We start from the raw sequence: 16,916 nt of genomic DNA, 5'->3' as shown, positions 1-16,916 counted from the left end.
CCATGTCCGACACGTCGATCAATCTGGATGAGCTGCGCCAGCGAATCGATCAGCTCGATAGCGATATTCTGAATCTCATCAGCGAGCGCGCCAGCTGTGCCCAGCAAGTGGCGCATGTGAAGCTGGCCGAAGACAAAGATGCGGTGTTCTACCGCCCTGAGCGAGAGGCTCAGGTGCTACGGCGCATCATGGCCTTGAATAAAGGCCCGCTTGATTCAGAAGAGATGGCGCGCCTGTTTCGCGAAATCATGTCGGCGTGTTTGGCACTTGAACAGCCGGTTAAAGTGGCTTACTTGGGCCCTGAGGGCACTTTCACTCAGCAGGCGGCGCTCAAGCACTTTGGTGAAAGTGCAGTCAGTCTGCCCATGGCGGCGATTGATGAAGTGTTTCGCGAGGTAGAGGCGGGCGCTGTGCATTACGGCGTGGTGCCGGTGGAAAACTCCACCGAGGGGGTGGTCAATCACACCCTGGACACTTTCATGGACTCCTCCATCAAAATTTGTGGCGAGGTGGTGCTGCGTATTCACCATCATCTGCTGGTCAGTGAAACGACCCGTCGCGATAAAGTCTCGCGTATCTACTCGCACCCGCAGTCGTTTGCCCAGTGTCGTAAATGGCTGGATGCTCACTATCCCCATGCGGAGCGAGTTCCGGTTTCCTCTAATGCGGAAGCGGCTAAGTTAGTCAAAACCGAGTGGCATAGTGCGGCGATTGCAGGTGATATGGCAGCCAAGCTTTATGGGCTTGAGCACATTGCCGAAAAAATTGAAGACAGCCCGGATAACTCCACGCGATTTTTGATTATTGGCAACCAGGATGTGCCCATGGCAGGAGAGGATAAAACCTCTATTGTGGTTGCCATGCGCAATCAGCCGGGTACTTTGCACGCGTTACTGGAGCCGTTCCATCGCCATCAGATTGATTTAACGCGCCTTGAAACACGTCCTTCGCGCACTGGTGTGTGGAACTACGTCTTTTTTATAGACTTTAAAGGCCATCGTGATGAGCCCAAGGTCGCGGCGGTGCTTGAAGAGGTGCAGCTGCGGGCGGCGGACTTGCGTGTGCTGGGTTCCTACCCGATAGGGGTACTGTGACGTTAATGGTTGGAAGCAGCGTAACAACATCATCTTGTCATGAGTCGCGCTTATTAATTGTTGGTCTGGGATTAATTGGTGGTTCGCTTGCGGCAGCTCTGCGCGCTTCAGGATTTAAGGGGCAGATTGTTGCCTGTGACCCTGATAAAGATGAAATTGCTCGCGGTATAGAGATGGGTCTGATCGACTCAGGTGGCACCCACCTTGCGGAGCAAGTGAGTGGCGCTACTATGGTGGTGTTGGCTGTGCCGGTGCTGGCGATGGAAAGTGTAATGACTCATTTGGCGGGTGCCCTGGCATCTGCGTCACCGAGTGTGGTCATTACTGATGTCGGTAGCACTAAAGCCACTATCCGCGCCTGCGCTGAGCGAGTATTTGGCCAAGTTCCCACCAATATGGTGTTAGGGCACCCCATCGCCGGTTCAGAGAAAAGCGGTGTGGCGGCGGCGAATCCACGCCTTTATGTGAATCATAAAGTGATACTTACGCCCGAGCCCAACGTAGATGCCGATGCCTTGCAGCGCGTCCGTAGCTTGTGGGAAGCCTGCGGTGCCGATGTGCTGGAAATGGACGTTGAGCGCCATGACCAAGTGCTGGCGCGCACTAGCCATTTACCTCATCTATTAGCATTTTCATTGGTGGATACGCTGGCTCGTCAGGATGAGCGGCTAGATATTTTCCGTTACGCAGCGGGCGGTTTTCGCGATTTTACCCGTATCGCGGGAAGCGACCCGGTAATGTGGCGGGATATTTTTATTGCCAATAAGCAGGCGGTTTTAGCATCGTTGGATGATTTTGAAGCAGGGCTTTCTCGCTTGCGTCATGCGGTAGAAACCGGTGACAGCGATGCGTTAATTGCCACCTTCGATCGGGCGAGCCATGCCCGGCACTATTTCGACTCTTTATTGAACAAAACCAGCTATCAGGCGGAATACCATATGCAACCACAAGGTAAGGTCACCTACCGTGTGCAGCCGGGCGGTCAAGCCCAGGGGCGCCTGCGCGTGCCCGGCGATAAATCCATGTCACATCGCTCTATTATGCTGGGCGCGCTGGCAGAGGGTGTTACTGAAGTAAAAGGCTTTCTGGAAGGCGAAGATAGCTTGGCGACGCTGCAGGCGTTTCGTGAAATGGGCGTGGCGATTGAAGGACCGCATCAAGGTAAAGTCACCATCCATGGCGTTGGCATGCACGGTTTAAAAGCCCCCGCGGGGCCGCTCTATGTAGGCAACTCAGGCACCGCGATGCGGTTGTTTTCAGGGCTGCTCGCAGGTCAGGCGTTTGATAGTGAGCTAACCGGCGATGAGTCGCTGACCAAGCGCCCTATGGGACGCGTGGCTGACCCGCTACGTCTAATGGGAGCCACCATTGATACGGCTGAAGGCGGCCGCCCACCGCTGAAAATTCACGGCGGCGCTAATCTAAAGGGCATTTATTACGATATGCCTATGGCCAGCGCCCAGGTGAAATCCTGCTTGCTGTTGGCGGGGCTCTACGCCGAAGGCGAAACCCGTGTACGTGAACCAGCGCCCACACGCGACCACACCGAACGTATGCTCAATGGCTTTGGTTATGCGGTTTCTCGAGAAGGTGATACCTGCTGGCTGCAGGGTGGCGGTAAGTTAACGGCTGGGCCGATCGATGTGCCTTCGGATATCTCTTCAGCAACGTTTTTCTTAGTCGCAGCGGCTATCACACCGGGTTCTGATATTACCCTTGAGCATGTAGGTATTAATCCCACCCGGATCGGCGTTATCAATATTCTGAATTTGATGGGGGCCGATTTAACGCTTGAAAATGAGCGTGAGGTAGGGGGCGAGCCGGTGGCGGATATTCGTGTTCGCTATGCGCCACTTAAAGGGATTGATATTCCCGTTGATCAAGTGCCGTTAGCGATTGATGAATTTCCTGCCCTCTTTATTGCTGCCGCCAACGCAAACGGCGTAACCCGCCTAAGAGGCGCAGAAGAGCTGCGTGTTAAAGAGTCCGATCGCCTCCAGGCAATGGCGGATGGCATGGCCATCTTGGGTGTTAAGCACACGCTACTTGATGACGGTATCGATATTACCGGCAACGGTAATGCCGAGGTGGCCAGTTATGGCGGTGGGCGTATCGATAGCCTGGGTGATCACCGTATTGCCATGGCGTTTGCGATTGCATCTCTGCGGGCGAGTGCAGAAATTGAGATTGAAGACTGCGCCAATGTGGCGACCTCTTTCCCTGATTTCGTTGAATTAGCCACGCGCATTGGCATGGGCGTTAACGTGGAGGGCGCGCATGAATGATCGCGCTTCAGCTGTTCCAGTGCTCACCATTGATGGCCCAGGCGGGGCAGGTAAAGGCACCATTAGTGGTTTAGTAGCAGAACGCCTGGGCTGGCATTTGCTGGATAGTGGCGCACTGTATCGGCTGACGGCTCAAGCAGCGGTTAAGCACAACGTAGCCGTTGACGATGAGGCGGGGCTTGCCCGCTTAGCGGAGCAATTGGATGTCGCCTTTCCAGTTGAAGATGGTCAGCCACGAACGCTACTAGAAGGTGAAGATGTTGGTCAGGTGATTCGTACCGAACAGGCTGGGGAGCGTGCCTCGCAAGTAGCAGCGCTTCCTGCTGTGCGTCAGGCATTGCTGCAGCGCCAGCGCGATTTTTGCCAAGCGCCAGGGTTGGTGGCCGATGGCCGCGATATGGGCACGGTGGTGTTTCCCGACGCCACGCTAAAGATTTTTTTGACGGCAAGTGCCGACGAACGGGCACGTCGGCGTCATCTGCAGTTGCAGGAAGCCGGGGTGAATGCTAGTCTTTCGAGTCTTTTAAAGGAGATTCAGGCACGCGATGCACGCGACACGCAACGCAGCGTGGCCCCTCTCAAGCCGGCAGATGATGCCATTACGCTTGATACCACGCGTCTGAGCATACCGGAAGTGGTTGAACGACTGACCGAACTGCTCGCCCAAAGAGGGCTGGTAAGCGGCGTGTGATTCTCCCTTGCGGCGCTTTTGGATAGGTGTCACGACGTGGCAGGGCACTAAACTCACATCGGTGAGCCCGGTCAGGTCTAACCAGCGTTAACACCCCCAAAGGCTGAGTGACATTAGGCCCGCACTTGCTGGTGGTGCGGAGAAGGCATTTATGCCTCAACAACGTAATTACGTAGGAACACCATGAGCGAAAGCTTTGCTGAGCTGTTTGAACAGTCTCTTAACGACATCAACATGGAGCCAGGCGCTATTGTCGCGGCTCAGGTTGTCGACATTGACGGTGACTGGGTTACTGTCAACGCTGGCCTAAAATCTGAAGGTCAGATTCCGGCGTCACAATTCCGCGATGAACACGGTAACCTGAACATCGCTATCGGTGACGACGTGCACGTTGCATTGGAAGCCGTTGAAGATGGCTTCGGTGAAACTCGTCTGTCCCGTGAAAAAGCCAAGCGCGCAGAAGCTTGGAAGGTTCTGGAAGCAGCCTTCGAGAAAGACGAAATCATCAAGGGCGTTATTAACGGTAAGGTTAAAGGCGGCTTCACAGTTGAAGTTGACTCTATCCGTGCCTTCTTGCCTGGCTCGTTGGTTGACGTTCGTCCGGTTCGCGACACTGCGCACCTGGAAAATAAAGAGCTGGACTTCAAAGTCATCAAGCTTGATCCGAAGCGCAACAACGTCGTGGTATCACGTCGTGCGGTTCTGGAAGCAGAGAACAGTGCCGAGCGCGAAGCGCTGCTGGCAACGCTGCAAGAAGGCCAGCAGATCAAGGGTATCGTTAAGAACCTGACAGACTACGGCGCTTTCGTAGACCTGGGTGGTGTTGACGGCTTGCTGCACATCACAGACATGGCGTGGAAGCGTATTAAGCATCCGTCCGAAATCGTTGCCGTTGGCGACGAGATCAACGTCAAGGTTCTGAAGTTTGACCGTGAGCGCAACCGCGTTTCACTGGGTCTGAAGCAGTTGGGCGAAGATCCGTGGGTCAACATTAAAGAGCGTTACCCAGAAGGCATGAAGGTACACGCAGTCGTCACTAACCTGACTGACTACGGTTGCTTTGCTGAGCTGGAAGAGGGTGTTGAAGGTCTGGTTCACGTGTCTGAAATGGACTGGACCAACAAAAACATCCATCCGTCTAAAGTCGTTCAAGTGGGCGATGATGTTGACGTCATGGTGTTGGATATCGACGAAGAGCGTCGTCGTATTTCTCTGGGCATCAAGCAGTGTACTGCTAACCCGTGGGAAACCTTCAACACTGACTACAACAAGGGCGATCGCGTTTCAGGTACCATCAAGTCGATCACTGACTTCGGTATCTTTATCGGCCTGGAAGGCGGTATCGACGGTCTGGTTCACCTGTCTGATATTTCTTGGACTGATACTGGCGAAGAAGCCGTACGCAGCTTTAAGAAAGGCGACGAAGCTGAAGCCGTTATCCTGTCTATTGATCCTGAGCGTGAGCGTATCTCGCTGGGCATCAAGCAGATGGATTCTGACCCCGTTGCTGAGTACTTGTCAGTCAATGATAAGGGCAGCATCGTAACGGGTCGTGTCATTGAAGTTGATGCTAAAGAAGCTCAAGTTGAATTGGCGACTGACGTTATTGCTGTGCTGAAAGCTTCTGAAATTAGTGCTGATCGCGTAGAAGACGCGCGTAATGTACTGAATGAAGGCGACAGTGTAGAAGCCCGTATCGTGAGTGTTGATCGCAAGAGCCGTCAGATTAACCTGTCGGTAAAAGCGAAAGACCAGGATGATACGCGTCAGAACCTGAAGAAGATGCGTGAGCAAGAGCCGGAAACTGCGGGTGGCCCGACTACAATCGGCGACCTGATCAAGCAGCAGATGGGCCAAGACTAATTATCGATTAGTTATTGGTTGATAAAAGCGCCGCCCTTATGGGCGGCGCTTTTGTTTGTAAGTGTTGAGCCTTCTAATAGATGACACATAAATTCACAAAGCAATGATGAGCTATTAGGGTTATAAAACACTTTAAATAGCAGTTGTGTTTTTAAAAAACGATTAGTAATTGAGTAAAAATCAACTAGACTGTTGTCAGTTAGTCTTTTTACAGCAATAATGTCCCAGCATTCTGAACTAGTGGGTGCCAAGGTTGTCAAGTTAGCACCTAAGCCAGTTGAACCCCTTTCAGTTGGACCCCGTTCAGTTGGATACGATACTAAAGGAACCCCGATGTCATTACTTAACGAATATATTCAAAAAGAACAGCAGCTGAAGCAGCTTCAAGAAGACCTACAGCGCTTAGAAGGCGATCAGCGCCTTAAAAGCGAGTTGGAGTTCAAGGCCAAACTTGAAGCGCTTATGACTGAGTTCGGCAAGCGTCCTAGCGACGTCATTGCTTTACTAGATCCCGCTTCTGATCAGCGCAGCGTTAAAACGACGGCTAGTGGCAATGCGCGCCGTAAGCGTCGTCTTAAAATTTATAAAAACCCTAAAACCGGGGAAGTCATCGAAACGCGTGGTGGCAATCATAAAGGTCTGCGTAGCTGGAAGGATGAGTACGGCGATGAAGCCGTCGAATCCTGGCTGGTTCGCATGGAAGATTAAGAAATTTAATAACCGGCATTTCTTTACAGAAGTGCCGGTTTTTTATTACCCCAGCTCAGCGGTGCCTCAAAGACGTTATCTTTCCTACTGACTTATAAGCGGGAGCCGAAGCTCTAAACAATGTGCTTTCCATAAGACCTGAGGCGGGTAACCGCTTACGTGGAAGCTATTCTGGCTGTAAAGCAAGTGCGCGATGGTATGCTTCAACGCATCATAAAGATCAGCTAAATCACCAAAGCGCGTACTTGAATAATAGTGGGTTGGAATGTCGACCCGCCGATAAGGCACCGGTAAGGCAATGTCTTGAGCGTTATCTGCTGGTTCAAGGTAAAGGCCTACGTCTGTGCGGTAAGAATGAAAATAATCATTATTAAGCGCACCCACTTTGGCCGATAGTATATCAGGCAGTGAAATGGTGGTTGTCGATAGGCGTAATCGCGCCTGTAAGCAGGCTAGCTGCTTGTTGTGGTAGCGTGCATCCCCTAGCCCTTTAATATGCTCGGGAGCTTGATAGAGGCGCATTAGGATCATTTGCCGGTCACTGGCTTTTTGGATGTCAGTTTTGAAGCCTGGATTAGGCATTGAACGTGACAACGTGCTTTTTAGTGATTGCCGAAAATTACGTGGCCTAAGCTGATAGCGACGCTGGAATGCGCGTGAAAAGGACGAGTGATTATGATACCCACAACGTATCGCAATTTGCGCTATATTGAGAGGCGTAAGGGCTAACAATACAGCCGCCCGTTCTAATCGTCTTTTTTCGCGGTAGGCGCTAGGCGAAATGTGAAAGCTTTGGCGAAATTGGCGCCGTACTTGGGAAGACGAATAACCAATATGGTTAGCAAGATCTTCAATACCGAGTGGCTTATCAAGTGTGTCCTGCAGCCAGATCTCAGCTCGTGTCATCGCGTTGAACATTATCTGGCCTCTCATGCGTGAATCGTACAGGTCGTGCTTATCTCGCCTGTAGTGCACTCTCCCAGTGCGTTAGTGTTTGGTAACCTAGCTGAATAGCAAATGTTCAGCATCTAGATGAGAGTTGAATCTCTGTTCAGGCTACTTGTGGCTACGTCGATGCTAAGCATCAATTTTTGAGTTACCGCTGACTGTGGTGTATTTGATAAAGTGTTTGTCACCATCGTGTGCCTAATGATGTTGCCTTTATGCTGGTAACAGGGTGGCAAAGGCAAGTTTGCTCGTTATCTTTACGCGTTTGTGCACAGTTTTTGCAAAAAAAATGCTACGTTTGTAGCCATGTCGACCATTTCAAGTAAGGTGTAAATGAAACATCGATGAAATATCAAAAGGTTCAAAAGCCGATAGATGAGCGTGAGAAGCTGCGTAAATTCCGTGAATTAGACGATGCCTTTGCGCAGGCGTTACGTCAGTTAGACGATCCTGATAGCGACTTTGATATACCGACGGGGCCGCCGGTAAGGTCGCTTGCGGCATTGGAGCAAGATGATGTAGAAACAAAGCAGAAGGAACAACAAGAAGAGCAGGAGCGTGTGTTTAAACAGCGCTTTGAAGCTTTGCTGAATGAGTATGGTATTGACCATGGCGATCTGGCCGAATTGGTCGAAACACTGCTTGGCTATGGGTTATGGCAGCAGGATCAAGTACCAGGTAGGGAGTAAGTGCTAAGTAGTTAGCACCTCTACAATATCCTACGTGTGGTAGTGCTAACGGTAGCGGTAAACGCGCAAACTCGGCAGAAATACATCTGGCTCAAGCTTTTCATCGCGCCTTCGTGCCCGTGTGCGAGTGGTGGGGGGCTGTAAAGCGGGCAGGTTTATGTGTGGCAGCCGCTGGTTATTGTCTGGCACGAAGATCGGCATGGCCGCATTCAGTGCTCGCCTTGTATGGCCATCATCGAGTGGCTCGGTAAAAAATAGATTTGCCCGCATAAGGGGAGCCTGCGTTTGCACCTGGGCGAGCACTTCGCCGCTTGGGATGCCTGCTAGTTTGCGTAGTTGAATACGGATATGCGGTGCATCGGTATCAAGCTTTAAAAGCTTTTGCTCAGCCTCTTGAACGGTCAACCGCTTTATAGAGCGACCACTGCTATACCACGCAAAGCGAACCCGTGACACGGGCGCTTGTGCGATGGGCAGTTGACGCCAACTCTGCTTGAGGTGTAGGCGGGCAAGCCCATTTCGTCTTAACGCTTCATCAACATAGGGATGGCGTTGTGGCAGGCGGCTTTTGGCGTCACTCAAGGTTTGTGGAAAAGCCTGTTTAATATGTTGCAGCAGCTCAGCAAAACTTTTTTTGGCTTGATTAACGGCGTCTATCGCTGTCAGTAATTCATCATTAGCAGCCACAATGGCAATGTAATTTCGCGTTTCGCGGCCATCCTGATCTTGTTCATGCCACATATCGAAAAGCGCTTCGCGTAGCCAGTGGCGAGAGGGTGTTGCTTGATGAAAGACCCACGATGCCGGTTGCTGCCGTTCAAAAAGCGAAACAGCGGTCTCAATCATGTCAACTAAATAGTCAAACTGCTGCTCCAGCTGAAGCAGCAGATGATAGGCCGAGGGCGATGATTGATCAGGCATTGTTGTAGCCATGTGGATTGCGGGACTTAAAACGTTGGTTGCTTGGTGCGTTATGAGAGCGGCGCATCCTTATCGGCTTGCGCCAACAGTGTTTCAATATCAGCTTCATCCATCGCCGATTCGCCCGATATACGGTGCGACTCATCGGCCCACGCACCTAAATCTAACAGTTGGCAGCGTTTGCTGCAGAAAGGCCGATAGGTGCTCTCAGGTAGCCAAGGCACGCGCTTAGCGCACTGAGGGCAACTAACTTCAAGCGGGGAATCGTTTGCAGGGCGAACCATAAAAACTCCAATTGCGTTAACAGGGGCGATATCTCAGTCGTTAAGCAGCTGACGGTAGCGTTGATCCAGCCGCACCACTTGCTCCATCATGCTGGCATGGTCACCGCTGTTATCTATCACGTCATCTGCTTGTGCTAGTCGTTGTTCGCGGGAAAGCTGGGCGGCGAGAATAGCATGCACTTGGCTTTCGCTCACCCCATCGCGTTGCTGGGTTCTCGATAATTGTAGCGCTTGTGGTACATCGACAACGACCGCTCGGTTGGCTAGCGAATTTTGGCCCGACTCAAATAGCAGCGGTGATACCAGTAGCACATAAGGCGCGCCTTGTGTTTTAAGCTGCGCTAAGTGTTGCAATAGCCGTTCTCTTATTTTGGGGTGTGTGACTGATTCTAGCCATAGTCGCTGCTCTGGATCTTTAAAAATAATATCGCGTAGGACCACGCGGTTAAGCGTGCCATCCTGATGCATGACCTGATCACCGAAGCGGTTTTTAATGGCTAATAGTGCCGGTTCGCCAGGTAGAACGATTTCTCTGGCGACATCATCAGCATCGACCGAGGCAGCACCGAGCGTTTCAAAGGCGCGCGCAACAGTCGATTTGCCCGACCCAATGCCACCGGTTAATCCGATAATCATCTGCTGCCTCACTTAGCTAGGTTTTTAATAGCTCGGTTTTTAATAGCCCAGCTTTAATATCAAAAATAACAACAGTTAAATTTTAAATAAGCAGGCTGAGATACAGTGCCATTAGTTCATCGCCAACTAATAACGCTACCCAACCAGCGAGGGCAAGAAAAGGTCCAAAGGGTAGCGGTTTACCACGTAAGCGAGGCGCGCAGGCCTGAGCAGTCAAACCAACTACCGCGCCAAGCCCTGCGGAAAGTATCAAGATAAGCGGTAAAAATCCCCAGCCTAACCAGGCGCCTAATGCTGCCAGCAGCTTAAAGTCGCCAAAGCCCATGCCCTCTTTACCGGTGACGAGTTTGAACAGCCAATAAAAACTCCATAGAGAAAGATAGCCCACCATCACACCAATAACGGCATCGGGGAGCATAAACGGCTGAAAGAGTAGCTGAAAAAGTAAGCCTGACCATAGCAGCGGGAGCGTAATGACATCCGGCAATAACTGGGTGCGAAAATCGATCACGGCGAGTGCTAACAGCATCAAGCAGGCCCCGTAAATAAACAATGACTCTGCAGTGAGGCCATGGAGTGCCAGTACCGCTAATGCCAGTAGGCCACCGGCCATTTCCACCAGCGGATATTGGAGGCTGATGCTCGTTTGACACTCTGCACACCGCCCGCGGCGTTTAATCCAGCCAATCAGCGGTAGGTTGTCGTGCCAGGCGATCGGGGTTTCGCAGCGAGGGCACAGAGAGCCTGGTGTGGCCAAATTGAAGCGTGGCGAGTGTTCGTCATCCAGTTCAAGCGCTGCACGCGCCTCACGGCGCCAATGGCGCATCAGCATGACCGGTAGGCGCGTGATAACAACATTAAGAAAACTGCCTAAACAGAGCCCTAAAAGTAAAACGATAAACCACACGATAAGCGGAGGGTGGTGCATGTAGCTCCTTAGGTTTCTTAAACGTAGCGTTATTGGCAGTTTGAGGCTTAGAGTGCAGACCCTAAGTCGAAGATAGGTAGATACATCGAGACAACAACGCCGCCGACCAGCACGCCCAGTACCACGATAATAACGGGCTCCATTAGCGAAGTGAGTGCATCGACTTTATTGTCGACCTCTTCTTCGTAATAATCGGCGACGCGGTTCAACATGGCATCCAGCGAGCCCGCCTCTTCGCCGATACTAACCATCTGGATCGCCAGAGGAGGGAAGCGGTTAGTCATCCGCATAGCGAAATGCAATTGCTGCCCGGTCGCCACGTCTTGGCGCGTTTGAATCACCGCGCGTTCGTATACTTTATTACCTGTGGCCCCGGCGGCAGTATCTAAGCCCTCGACTAACGGCACGCCTGAGGCAAAGGTGGTAGCTAATGTACGCGAGAAGCGAGCAATAGCAGATTTATGCATAATATCGCCGATTACCGGTAAGCGAAGCAGTAAGGCGTGCATGCGGTAAGCGACCTTAGCAGAACGCTGAATGCTCAATTTGAGCAGTAGTACTGCGCCAATCACCGCACCCAGCGCCATAAGCCAATAGCGCTGGGCAAGCTCGGACAAATTCACGGTCATCTGGGTAAGTGCGGGAAGCTCCGCGCCGAAGCTCTGAAACATGCTTTCAAATTCAGGCACCACTTTGATTAACAAGAGCATAGTCACCGCGATGCCAATGGTCATAACGGCAGTAGGGTACCAAAGCGCTTTCTTTACCCGTGCTTTGAGCGACTCTACTTTCTCTTTATAAGTCGCAACACGATCAAGCATCTGATCGAGCGCACCTGACTGCTCACCAGCATTAACCAGATTAACAAACAGCCGGTCAAAGTGTTTGGGATGGCGGCGTAGAGCGTCGGAGAAACTAGAACCCGACGACACATCGCTCATCATATGCTGAACAAGAGCAACCATGGCGGGTTTTTTTAGGCTCTCGGCCACTACTTGCAGCGCTTGTAGTAAGGGGATGCCCGCTCGAATCATGGTGGCCATTTGGCGCGCAAAGACCATCACATCATTAGGGTTAATACGGCCGCTGCCGCCCAGGTTGCCCTTTTTAGAAATGCGCCGGATAACGATGTTCTGCTTGGCAAGCTCAGCCGCTACTTCAGCTTTGCTGCGGCCAATCATTTCGCCGCTTAGCGGCCTATCTTGAGGACCTTTACCTACCCATTTCCAGCGCGATAGTTTGATGGCGGGCGTTGGGCGTCGACGTGCCGTTTTAGCCATGCCTTACTCCTTGCTCACTCGGTTAACCTCTTCCAGGCTGGTAATGCCCTGCATGACTTTTAACAAACCACTGCGGCGAAGGCTGGGGTAACCTTCTTTACGTGCCTGATGATCAATATCTAACGCATTAGCGTCGCGCATAATTAACTGGTTCATCGCGTCAGTAATGGGCACCACCTCATAAATGCCAATGCGGCCTTTATAGCCCTGAGTGCAGTGTTTGCAACCTACCGGCTTATAGATACTCGCTTGCTGTATTTCATCATTATTAAACCCCTCTTTACGTAGCGCTTCGTGAGGAATGTCAATAGGCTCCTTGCAATGCTTGCAAAGTTTGCGAGCAAGGCGTTGGGCAATAATCAGACTAACGGCACTAGCAATGTTAAACGAGGAGACGCCCATATTAGCCAAGCGTGTGAGTGTTTCAGCAGCCGAGTTGGTGTGTACGGTAGATAGCACTAAGTGGCCCGTTTGCGCGGCCTTAACAGCAATTTCAGCCGTTTCAAGGTCACGAATCTCGCCCACCATCACTACGTCAGGGTCTTGGCGTAGAAACGCTCTTAACGCACTGGCAAAATCGAGGCCGATTTTAGGCAATACGTTTACCTGGTTGATACCCGCTACTTTGATTTCAACCGGGTCTTCAGCGGTACAAATATTGCGCTCAATTTTGTTAAGAATATTGATGCCGGTATATAACGAAACCGTTTTACCGCTACCGGTCGGGCCGGTGACCAGAATCATGCCTTGGGGCTGCTTCAATGCCTGCTCGTAGTGACTACGCTGCTCATCGGTAAAGCCCAGCTGCTCAATACCTAACTGAGCGGCGGTAGGATCTAAAATCCTGAGCACCAGCTTTTCGCCATAAACAGTCGGCAACGAGTTAACCCGAAAATCAAGCGAGCGGGTGCGCGATAACTTGAGCTTGATCGCGCCATCTTGTGGCAGGCGGCGCTCTGAAATATCAAGGCGAGCCATGATTTTCAGACGGGCTGCAATGCGGTTGCGCATGGCAAAGGGAGGGCGTGCCACTTCTATCAGCATGCCATCCACACGAAAGCGTACCCGATAGAGTGTTTCGTAGGGCTCGAAGTGGATATCAGACGCACCACGGCGAATGGCATCTAACAATATCTTGTTAACAAACTTAACGATGGGAGCGTCCTCGCTATTTTGCGAGGACTCTTCAAGCGGGACTTCGTTACCATCGCTATTTTGTACCACGTTCAGCGAGCTTACCGCATCGTCAATATCATCAAGCTCATCGAGCATGCCGCGCTCGTTTTGCGCAAGGTAGTTATTCAGCGCGACTGTAATTTGGTCAACAGGCGCGAGCACGCCTTCAACGCTAAGGCCCGTAGCAAACTGTAATTCATCCAGTTGCGTTAACGTGGCGGGGTAGGGCACCGCGACGGTAAGGCGGTGGCCATGGCGCGCTAATGGCAGAATATTAAGATTCTGCAGCACCTTGATGGGGTAGTCAGCGGCAGGCGGGAGTGTATTTAAGCGCAACGCCTCTAAATCAACGACCGGAAGCCCATACTCCCAACCCGCCGCCACGGTGGCTTCGATAGCATCTACCAAGCCGCTCTCGATAACATGCTGAAGTAGCGATATTTCCAAATCCGACGCGGTTGTTTCCGCCGTTGCGGCCTGGGCATCGGTCAGCAAGCCGTGTTTCACCAAGCGCTGAGCAATGCCGCGCAGGCCACCACGAGCAGCGGCGTGGCTTAGGGTCGACTCAAAAGGGGGTTGGCTCATCAAAAAACCTGTTTTACATCGGCGTAGGCGAACTACTTGTACCATAAACTAGCGGTTGCAGGCACTACATGCCTAGTCATTCAAAAACTGCTCAAGTAGTAGATAGCTGGGCCGATAGCGTTTAGAGAATCTGTTGTAAAAAAGCATCACGTAAGCTAGTGTAACGCTTATTAACGCTAACTCTTTTTAAGGAAGCTCATTCCTTAGAAAAGCTTGCTCTTTCCCCGTAGGAGATGTCTTCATGCAGAAATCTGCACAACTCAACGCCCGCAGCACGAAACAGGGCGGTTTCACGCTGATTGAGCTGATGATCGTGGTGGCGATTATTGGTGTATTGGCTTCTATCGCTGTACCGCAATACCAAAATTATGTGGGTAGGGCGCAGGCTACTGAAGCCTTTACTGCCACTGCAGGTTTACGGACTGATATTGGTTTATATTTTTCTGAGAACGGTAATTTTGTTGGTTATATGCAGCCAGCCGGTGGCCAGCCCTCTTACATTGCACAAACCGCGAGTGAAATTGGTGGCGAGTATATCGATGATGTGACCCTTGATGGCGGTGCAAGTGGTGGGTTCACTGTAGCTTTCGATAACGGTGTTCACAGTGATTCATCGATGACAATTCAACCCATGATTAGTGTACAAAATGGCACGGAAGTAGTAGCAAGCAATAACACTGATGGAGGGCAAATTACAGGGTGGCGTTGTTCTAGCGATGACATTGATGACACCTACCTTCCTTCGGCTTGTCGTGAGTAATATGTCTTAATCTGCACCATAGGGCCTGCGGGCCCTTTTTTATTTCCATAATCCCTACGCATTTGCTCGTTACACTGTAGGCTCTGACCCAAAGTGAGGAGCCTGCAGTGAATCCTATCAAATTAATTGTCCTGAGTACGCTCGGCGCGCTGCTTCTCAATAGCGCGGCTTTTGCACAGCCTGCACATGCGCCTGCCCACGGTGCGCGTGATAAAGGCCACCAGCAAGAATCACATCAATCACGACAGACCCGTGATGGACGAGTCGACCTACCGCGCATCAACGAACGCGAACTACGCCAGCTACTTCGTCAGCACGACGCGCCGCGAGCCGAATCATTGCCGCCGGGTATTCAGCGCAATTTAGAGCGCGGTAAGCCTTTGCCGCCAGGTATTGCCAAGCGTTTTGATGGTCGGCTAGCTTCTCAATTACCTCAGTACCCAGGCTATGAATGGGAGCGTGTAGGAGCTGATGTTGTCTTGATCGAAGCAGCCACACGCGTTGTGGTAGATGTTCTGGTCGATGTTTTACGCTAACGACCATGGTGGGAAGTCGGCATGACTCGAAAATTACGTCTCGGCGGCTTATGGTAGAAGCTCTTAGCATCATCGCCTTCTAAAGGGAGATTCAATGAGCGACTACACATTAGCTGCACGTCTCGAGCGGGCTATTTCTATCGCCGAAGAAGCTGGGCAGATGATCATCCAGGCGCGAGAGCGGCAAGGTTTTTCACAGCGGTTGAAAAAAGATAATGAGCTGGTCACCGATGTGGATGTCGCCGTTGATCAGCTCATTAGCCAGCGGCTTGAAGAGCATTTCCCGGGTGAAGCACGGCTGAGTGAAGAGCTCGCCCCCGAGAGCGCTGTGCATGTACAGGCGCCGCAGCTTTGGGTAGTGGATCCCATTGATGGAACTGTCAACTTTGCGCAGGGGTTGCGCCACGTGGCGGTGTCAATCGGCTGGATGGAAGAGGGCATTGCTAAGGTCGGTGTTGTTCACGCACCGTTTCTAGGCGAAACCTTTAGCGCCAGGCAAGGTGGTGGGGCTTTTTGCAACGATCAGCCCATTCAACCCAGCAGTGCAGATTCACTAGCGAACACCCTGGTAGGAACGGGTTTTCCTTACCGCAAAGAAGGGCGTAAGCACCTTTTAAAGCGGTTAGAGGCGGTGCTGATTGAATGCCAAGATATCCGTCGTAACGGTGCGGCGGCACTCGATTTATGCGATGTCGCCTGTGGCCGCTTAGATGCGTATTACGAAAGTGTCTCGCCCTGGGACTTCGTCGCGGGCTGGGTCATTGCACGAGAAGCAGGAGCGCGTGTAGGGCACTTATATGAGCCGCCTAAATCGGTGCCAGAAGACCTTTATCCCGAGCACTTGCTAGTAGCTGCGCCTGGTGTCTATGACGCCATGGCCTATCTGCTGCTCGACGCTGACCAACGCTAACGAGAAATGGCCGATCGCGTTAAGTTGATGGATGACAAATACTTGAAAAGAAAGCGCTATAAAGGCTTTTCATTTATGCAAGAAACCGCTAGTATACGCACCGTCTTGAGGCAAAGATGTAGCCGCCAATAAAGACAGCGGAGCGTGGCGCAGCTTGGTAGCGCGTTGCAATGGGGTTGCAAAGGTCGCAGGTTCGAATCCTGTCGCTCCGACCAAGAACATATAAAACGGTCACTTAGCTAATTGCTGAAGTGGCCGTTTTTGTTTGGTTAGATTTTAGGTAGTAAATAGGTGACATTCGTCAGGAACTCTTTTCTGAGGCTTCTTCATTATCGTATTTTAATTTAAATGGTAAATTGCTTGTGACGCTTTCGTTTAGCTACAACTCAGACCTCATTGGTGGTGGATTGATGGTGCGTGAAAGCCGTGCAGTTGCAGCGCTATTGCTGGATGAGGTAGACGAAGCACACTGGCATCAAGCTATCATCGTTGAAAACCGGCTACAGAAGAATCGCCCAGCGACAGCCAAGCGTGCAGCGCAAGCCATTCGTAAGCGCTTAGAGAAACTGGAACCCTCTTTTTGGAAAGCCCTGCATGAAGGAGATGATCAGCTAGCGTCACA

Annotated in this window: 17 protein-coding genes and 1 tRNA gene; 11 read left to right on the top strand and 7 right to left on the bottom strand. The window is 51.6% G+C overall.

Features of this window, described 5'->3' with window-relative positions; genetic code table 11:
• Nucleotides 1–2: 2 nt before the first annotated feature.
• From pheA to V8L71_RS14580, 5 genes are all read left to right on the top strand, one after another.
• Nucleotides 3–1,094, top strand: a complete 1,092-nt coding sequence (gene pheA / locus V8L71_RS14600) for a prephenate dehydratase (protein ID WP_008957324.1) — start codon at nucleotides 3–5, stop codon at nucleotides 1,092–1,094.
• Nucleotides 1,095–1,099: 5 nt separating this feature from the next.
• Nucleotides 1,100–3,379: a bifunctional prephenate dehydrogenase/3-phosphoshikimate 1-carboxyvinyltransferase gene (locus V8L71_RS14595; RefSeq protein WP_336269046.1), complete on the top strand. Its 2,280-nt coding sequence runs from the start codon at nucleotides 1,100–1,102 to the stop codon at nucleotides 3,377–3,379.
• The gene (gene cmk, locus V8L71_RS14590) at nucleotides 3,372–4,070 is read left to right on the top strand and encodes a (d)CMP kinase (protein WP_336269031.1); all 699 of its coding nucleotides are present in this window, start codon (nucleotides 3,372–3,374) and stop codon (nucleotides 4,068–4,070) included. Before V8L71_RS14595 ends, cmk begins: the two co-directional genes overlap by 8 nt.
• 183 nt (nucleotides 4,071–4,253) lie before the next feature.
• The gene (rpsA, locus tag V8L71_RS14585) at nucleotides 4,254–5,933 is read left to right on the top strand and encodes a 30S ribosomal protein S1 (RefSeq protein WP_176303578.1); all 1,680 of its coding nucleotides are present in this window, start codon (nucleotides 4,254–4,256) and stop codon (nucleotides 5,931–5,933) included.
• A gap of 333 nt (nucleotides 5,934–6,266) precedes the next feature.
• On the top strand, nucleotides 6,267–6,641 hold the full coding sequence (locus V8L71_RS14580) for a histone-like nucleoid-structuring protein, MvaT/MvaU family (RefSeq protein WP_008957328.1): 375 nt from the start codon (nucleotides 6,267–6,269) through the stop codon (nucleotides 6,639–6,641).
• 84 nt (nucleotides 6,642–6,725) lie between these two features.
• On the opposite strand, the gene V8L71_RS14575 is transcribed toward V8L71_RS14580, so the two are convergent.
• Entirely contained in the window at nucleotides 6,726–7,559 is an 834-nt protein-coding gene (locus V8L71_RS14575) for a helix-turn-helix transcriptional regulator (RefSeq protein WP_336269029.1), read from the bottom strand.
• 374 nt (nucleotides 7,560–7,933) lie between these two features.
• On the opposite strand from V8L71_RS14575, the gene V8L71_RS14570 reads away from it, so the two are divergent.
• Entirely contained in the window at nucleotides 7,934–8,278 is a 345-nt protein-coding gene (locus V8L71_RS14570; protein WP_336269028.1) for a hypothetical protein, read from the top strand.
• A 45-nt stretch (nucleotides 8,279–8,323) separates the two neighbouring features.
• Here the strand turns inward: V8L71_RS14570 and V8L71_RS14565 are convergent, their stop codons facing one another.
• The 6 genes from V8L71_RS14565 to pilB form a co-directional block, all read right to left on the bottom strand.
• Complete coding sequence (locus V8L71_RS14565; protein ID WP_336269027.1) at nucleotides 8,324–9,199, bottom strand: DNA replication terminus site-binding protein; 876 nt, start codon at nucleotides 9,197–9,199, stop codon at nucleotides 8,324–8,326.
• A 50-nt stretch (nucleotides 9,200–9,249) separates the two neighbouring features.
• Nucleotides 9,250–9,483, bottom strand: a complete 234-nt coding sequence (gene yacG, locus V8L71_RS14560; RefSeq protein WP_008956862.1) for a DNA gyrase inhibitor YacG — start codon at nucleotides 9,481–9,483, stop codon at nucleotides 9,250–9,252.
• 33 nt (nucleotides 9,484–9,516) lie between these two features.
• The gene (gene coaE, locus V8L71_RS14555; RefSeq protein WP_336269026.1) at nucleotides 9,517–10,119 is read right to left on the bottom strand and encodes a dephospho-CoA kinase; all 603 of its coding nucleotides are present in this window, start codon (nucleotides 10,117–10,119) and stop codon (nucleotides 9,517–9,519) included.
• 82 nt (nucleotides 10,120–10,201) lie between these two features.
• The gene (locus tag V8L71_RS14550; RefSeq protein ID WP_336269025.1) at nucleotides 10,202–11,047 is read right to left on the bottom strand and encodes a prepilin peptidase; all 846 of its coding nucleotides are present in this window, start codon (nucleotides 11,045–11,047) and stop codon (nucleotides 10,202–10,204) included.
• 47 nt (nucleotides 11,048–11,094) lie between these two features.
• A complete protein-coding gene (locus V8L71_RS14545) occupies nucleotides 11,095–12,327 on the bottom strand; it encodes a type II secretion system F family protein (protein WP_336274564.1) in 1,233 nt (410 codons plus the stop codon).
• 3 nt (nucleotides 12,328–12,330) lie between these two features.
• Nucleotides 12,331–14,088 carry a type IV-A pilus assembly ATPase PilB gene (pilB, locus tag V8L71_RS14540; RefSeq protein ID WP_336269023.1) on the bottom strand — a complete coding sequence of 586 codons (1,758 nt, stop codon included), beginning with the start codon at nucleotides 14,086–14,088 and terminating at the stop codon, nucleotides 12,331–12,333.
• 241 nt (nucleotides 14,089–14,329) lie between these two features.
• Between pilB and V8L71_RS14535 the strand changes: the two genes are divergently transcribed.
• The 5 genes from V8L71_RS14535 to V8L71_RS14515 all read left to right on the top strand — a co-directional run.
• Complete coding sequence (locus tag V8L71_RS14535; RefSeq protein ID WP_336274563.1) at nucleotides 14,330–14,848, top strand: pilin; 519 nt, start codon at nucleotides 14,330–14,332, stop codon at nucleotides 14,846–14,848.
• 107 nt (nucleotides 14,849–14,955) lie between these two features.
• Nucleotides 14,956–15,384 carry an anti-virulence regulator CigR family protein gene (locus V8L71_RS14530; protein ID WP_336274562.1) on the top strand — a complete coding sequence of 143 codons (429 nt, stop codon included), beginning with the start codon at nucleotides 14,956–14,958 and terminating at the stop codon, nucleotides 15,382–15,384.
• Nucleotides 15,385–15,478: 94 nt separating this feature from the next.
• Nucleotides 15,479–16,294 carry an inositol monophosphatase family protein gene (locus tag V8L71_RS14525; RefSeq protein ID WP_336274561.1) on the top strand — a complete coding sequence of 272 codons (816 nt, stop codon included), beginning with the start codon at nucleotides 15,479–15,481 and terminating at the stop codon, nucleotides 16,292–16,294.
• Between the two features lie 138 nt (nucleotides 16,295–16,432).
• Nucleotides 16,433–16,509 (top strand) — tRNA-Pro (locus tag V8L71_RS14520).
• A gap of 147 nt (nucleotides 16,510–16,656) precedes the next feature.
• Nucleotides 16,657–16,916 (top strand): BrxA family protein (locus tag V8L71_RS14515; RefSeq protein WP_336274560.1); only part of this gene is annotated, 260 nt, incomplete at its 3' end.

It is taken from the genome of Vreelandella indica, from assembly GCF_037070225.1.
GTDB lineage: Bacteria > Pseudomonadota > Gammaproteobacteria > Pseudomonadales > Halomonadaceae > Vreelandella > Vreelandella arctica.
The sequence above is the reverse complement of the archived record's forward strand: the minus strand, read 5'-3'. Positions and strand labels throughout refer to the sequence as shown.

Coding starts and splice junctions, on each gene's coding strand:
- pheA (WP_008957324.1), top strand. CDS start 3: ATGTCCGACACGTCGATCAATCTGGATGAGCTGCGCCAGCGAATCGAT.
- V8L71_RS14595 (WP_336269046.1), top strand. CDS start 1,100: ATGGTTGGAAGCAGCGTAACAACATCATCTTGTCATGAGTCGCGCTTA.
- cmk (WP_336269031.1), top strand. CDS start 3,372: ATGAATGATCGCGCTTCAGCTGTTCCAGTGCTCACCATTGATGGCCCA.
- rpsA (WP_176303578.1), top strand. CDS start 4,254: ATGAGCGAAAGCTTTGCTGAGCTGTTTGAACAGTCTCTTAACGACATC.
- V8L71_RS14580 (WP_008957328.1), top strand. CDS start 6,267: ATGTCATTACTTAACGAATATATTCAAAAAGAACAGCAGCTGAAGCAG.
- V8L71_RS14575 (WP_336269029.1), bottom strand. CDS start 7,559: ATGTTCAACGCGATGACACGAGCTGAGATCTGGCTGCAGGACACACTT.
- V8L71_RS14570 (WP_336269028.1), top strand. CDS start 7,934: ATGAAATATCAAAAGGTTCAAAAGCCGATAGATGAGCGTGAGAAGCTG.
- V8L71_RS14565 (WP_336269027.1), bottom strand. CDS start 9,199: ATGCCTGATCAATCATCGCCCTCGGCCTATCATCTGCTGCTTCAGCTG.
- yacG (WP_008956862.1), bottom strand. CDS start 9,483: ATGGTTCGCCCTGCAAACGATTCCCCGCTTGAAGTTAGTTGCCCTCAG.
- coaE (WP_336269026.1), bottom strand. CDS start 10,119: ATGATTATCGGATTAACCGGTGGCATTGGGTCGGGCAAATCGACTGTT.
- V8L71_RS14550 (WP_336269025.1), bottom strand. CDS start 11,047: ATGCACCACCCTCCGCTTATCGTGTGGTTTATCGTTTTACTTTTAGGG.
- V8L71_RS14545 (WP_336274564.1), bottom strand. CDS start 12,327: ATGGCTAAAACGGCACGTCGACGCCCAACGCCCGCCATCAAACTATCG.
- pilB (WP_336269023.1), bottom strand. CDS start 14,088: ATGAGCCAACCCCCTTTTGAGTCGACCCTAAGCCACGCCGCTGCTCGT.
- V8L71_RS14535 (WP_336274563.1), top strand. CDS start 14,330: ATGCAGAAATCTGCACAACTCAACGCCCGCAGCACGAAACAGGGCGGT.
- V8L71_RS14525 (WP_336274561.1), top strand. CDS start 15,479: ATGAGCGACTACACATTAGCTGCACGTCTCGAGCGGGCTATTTCTATC.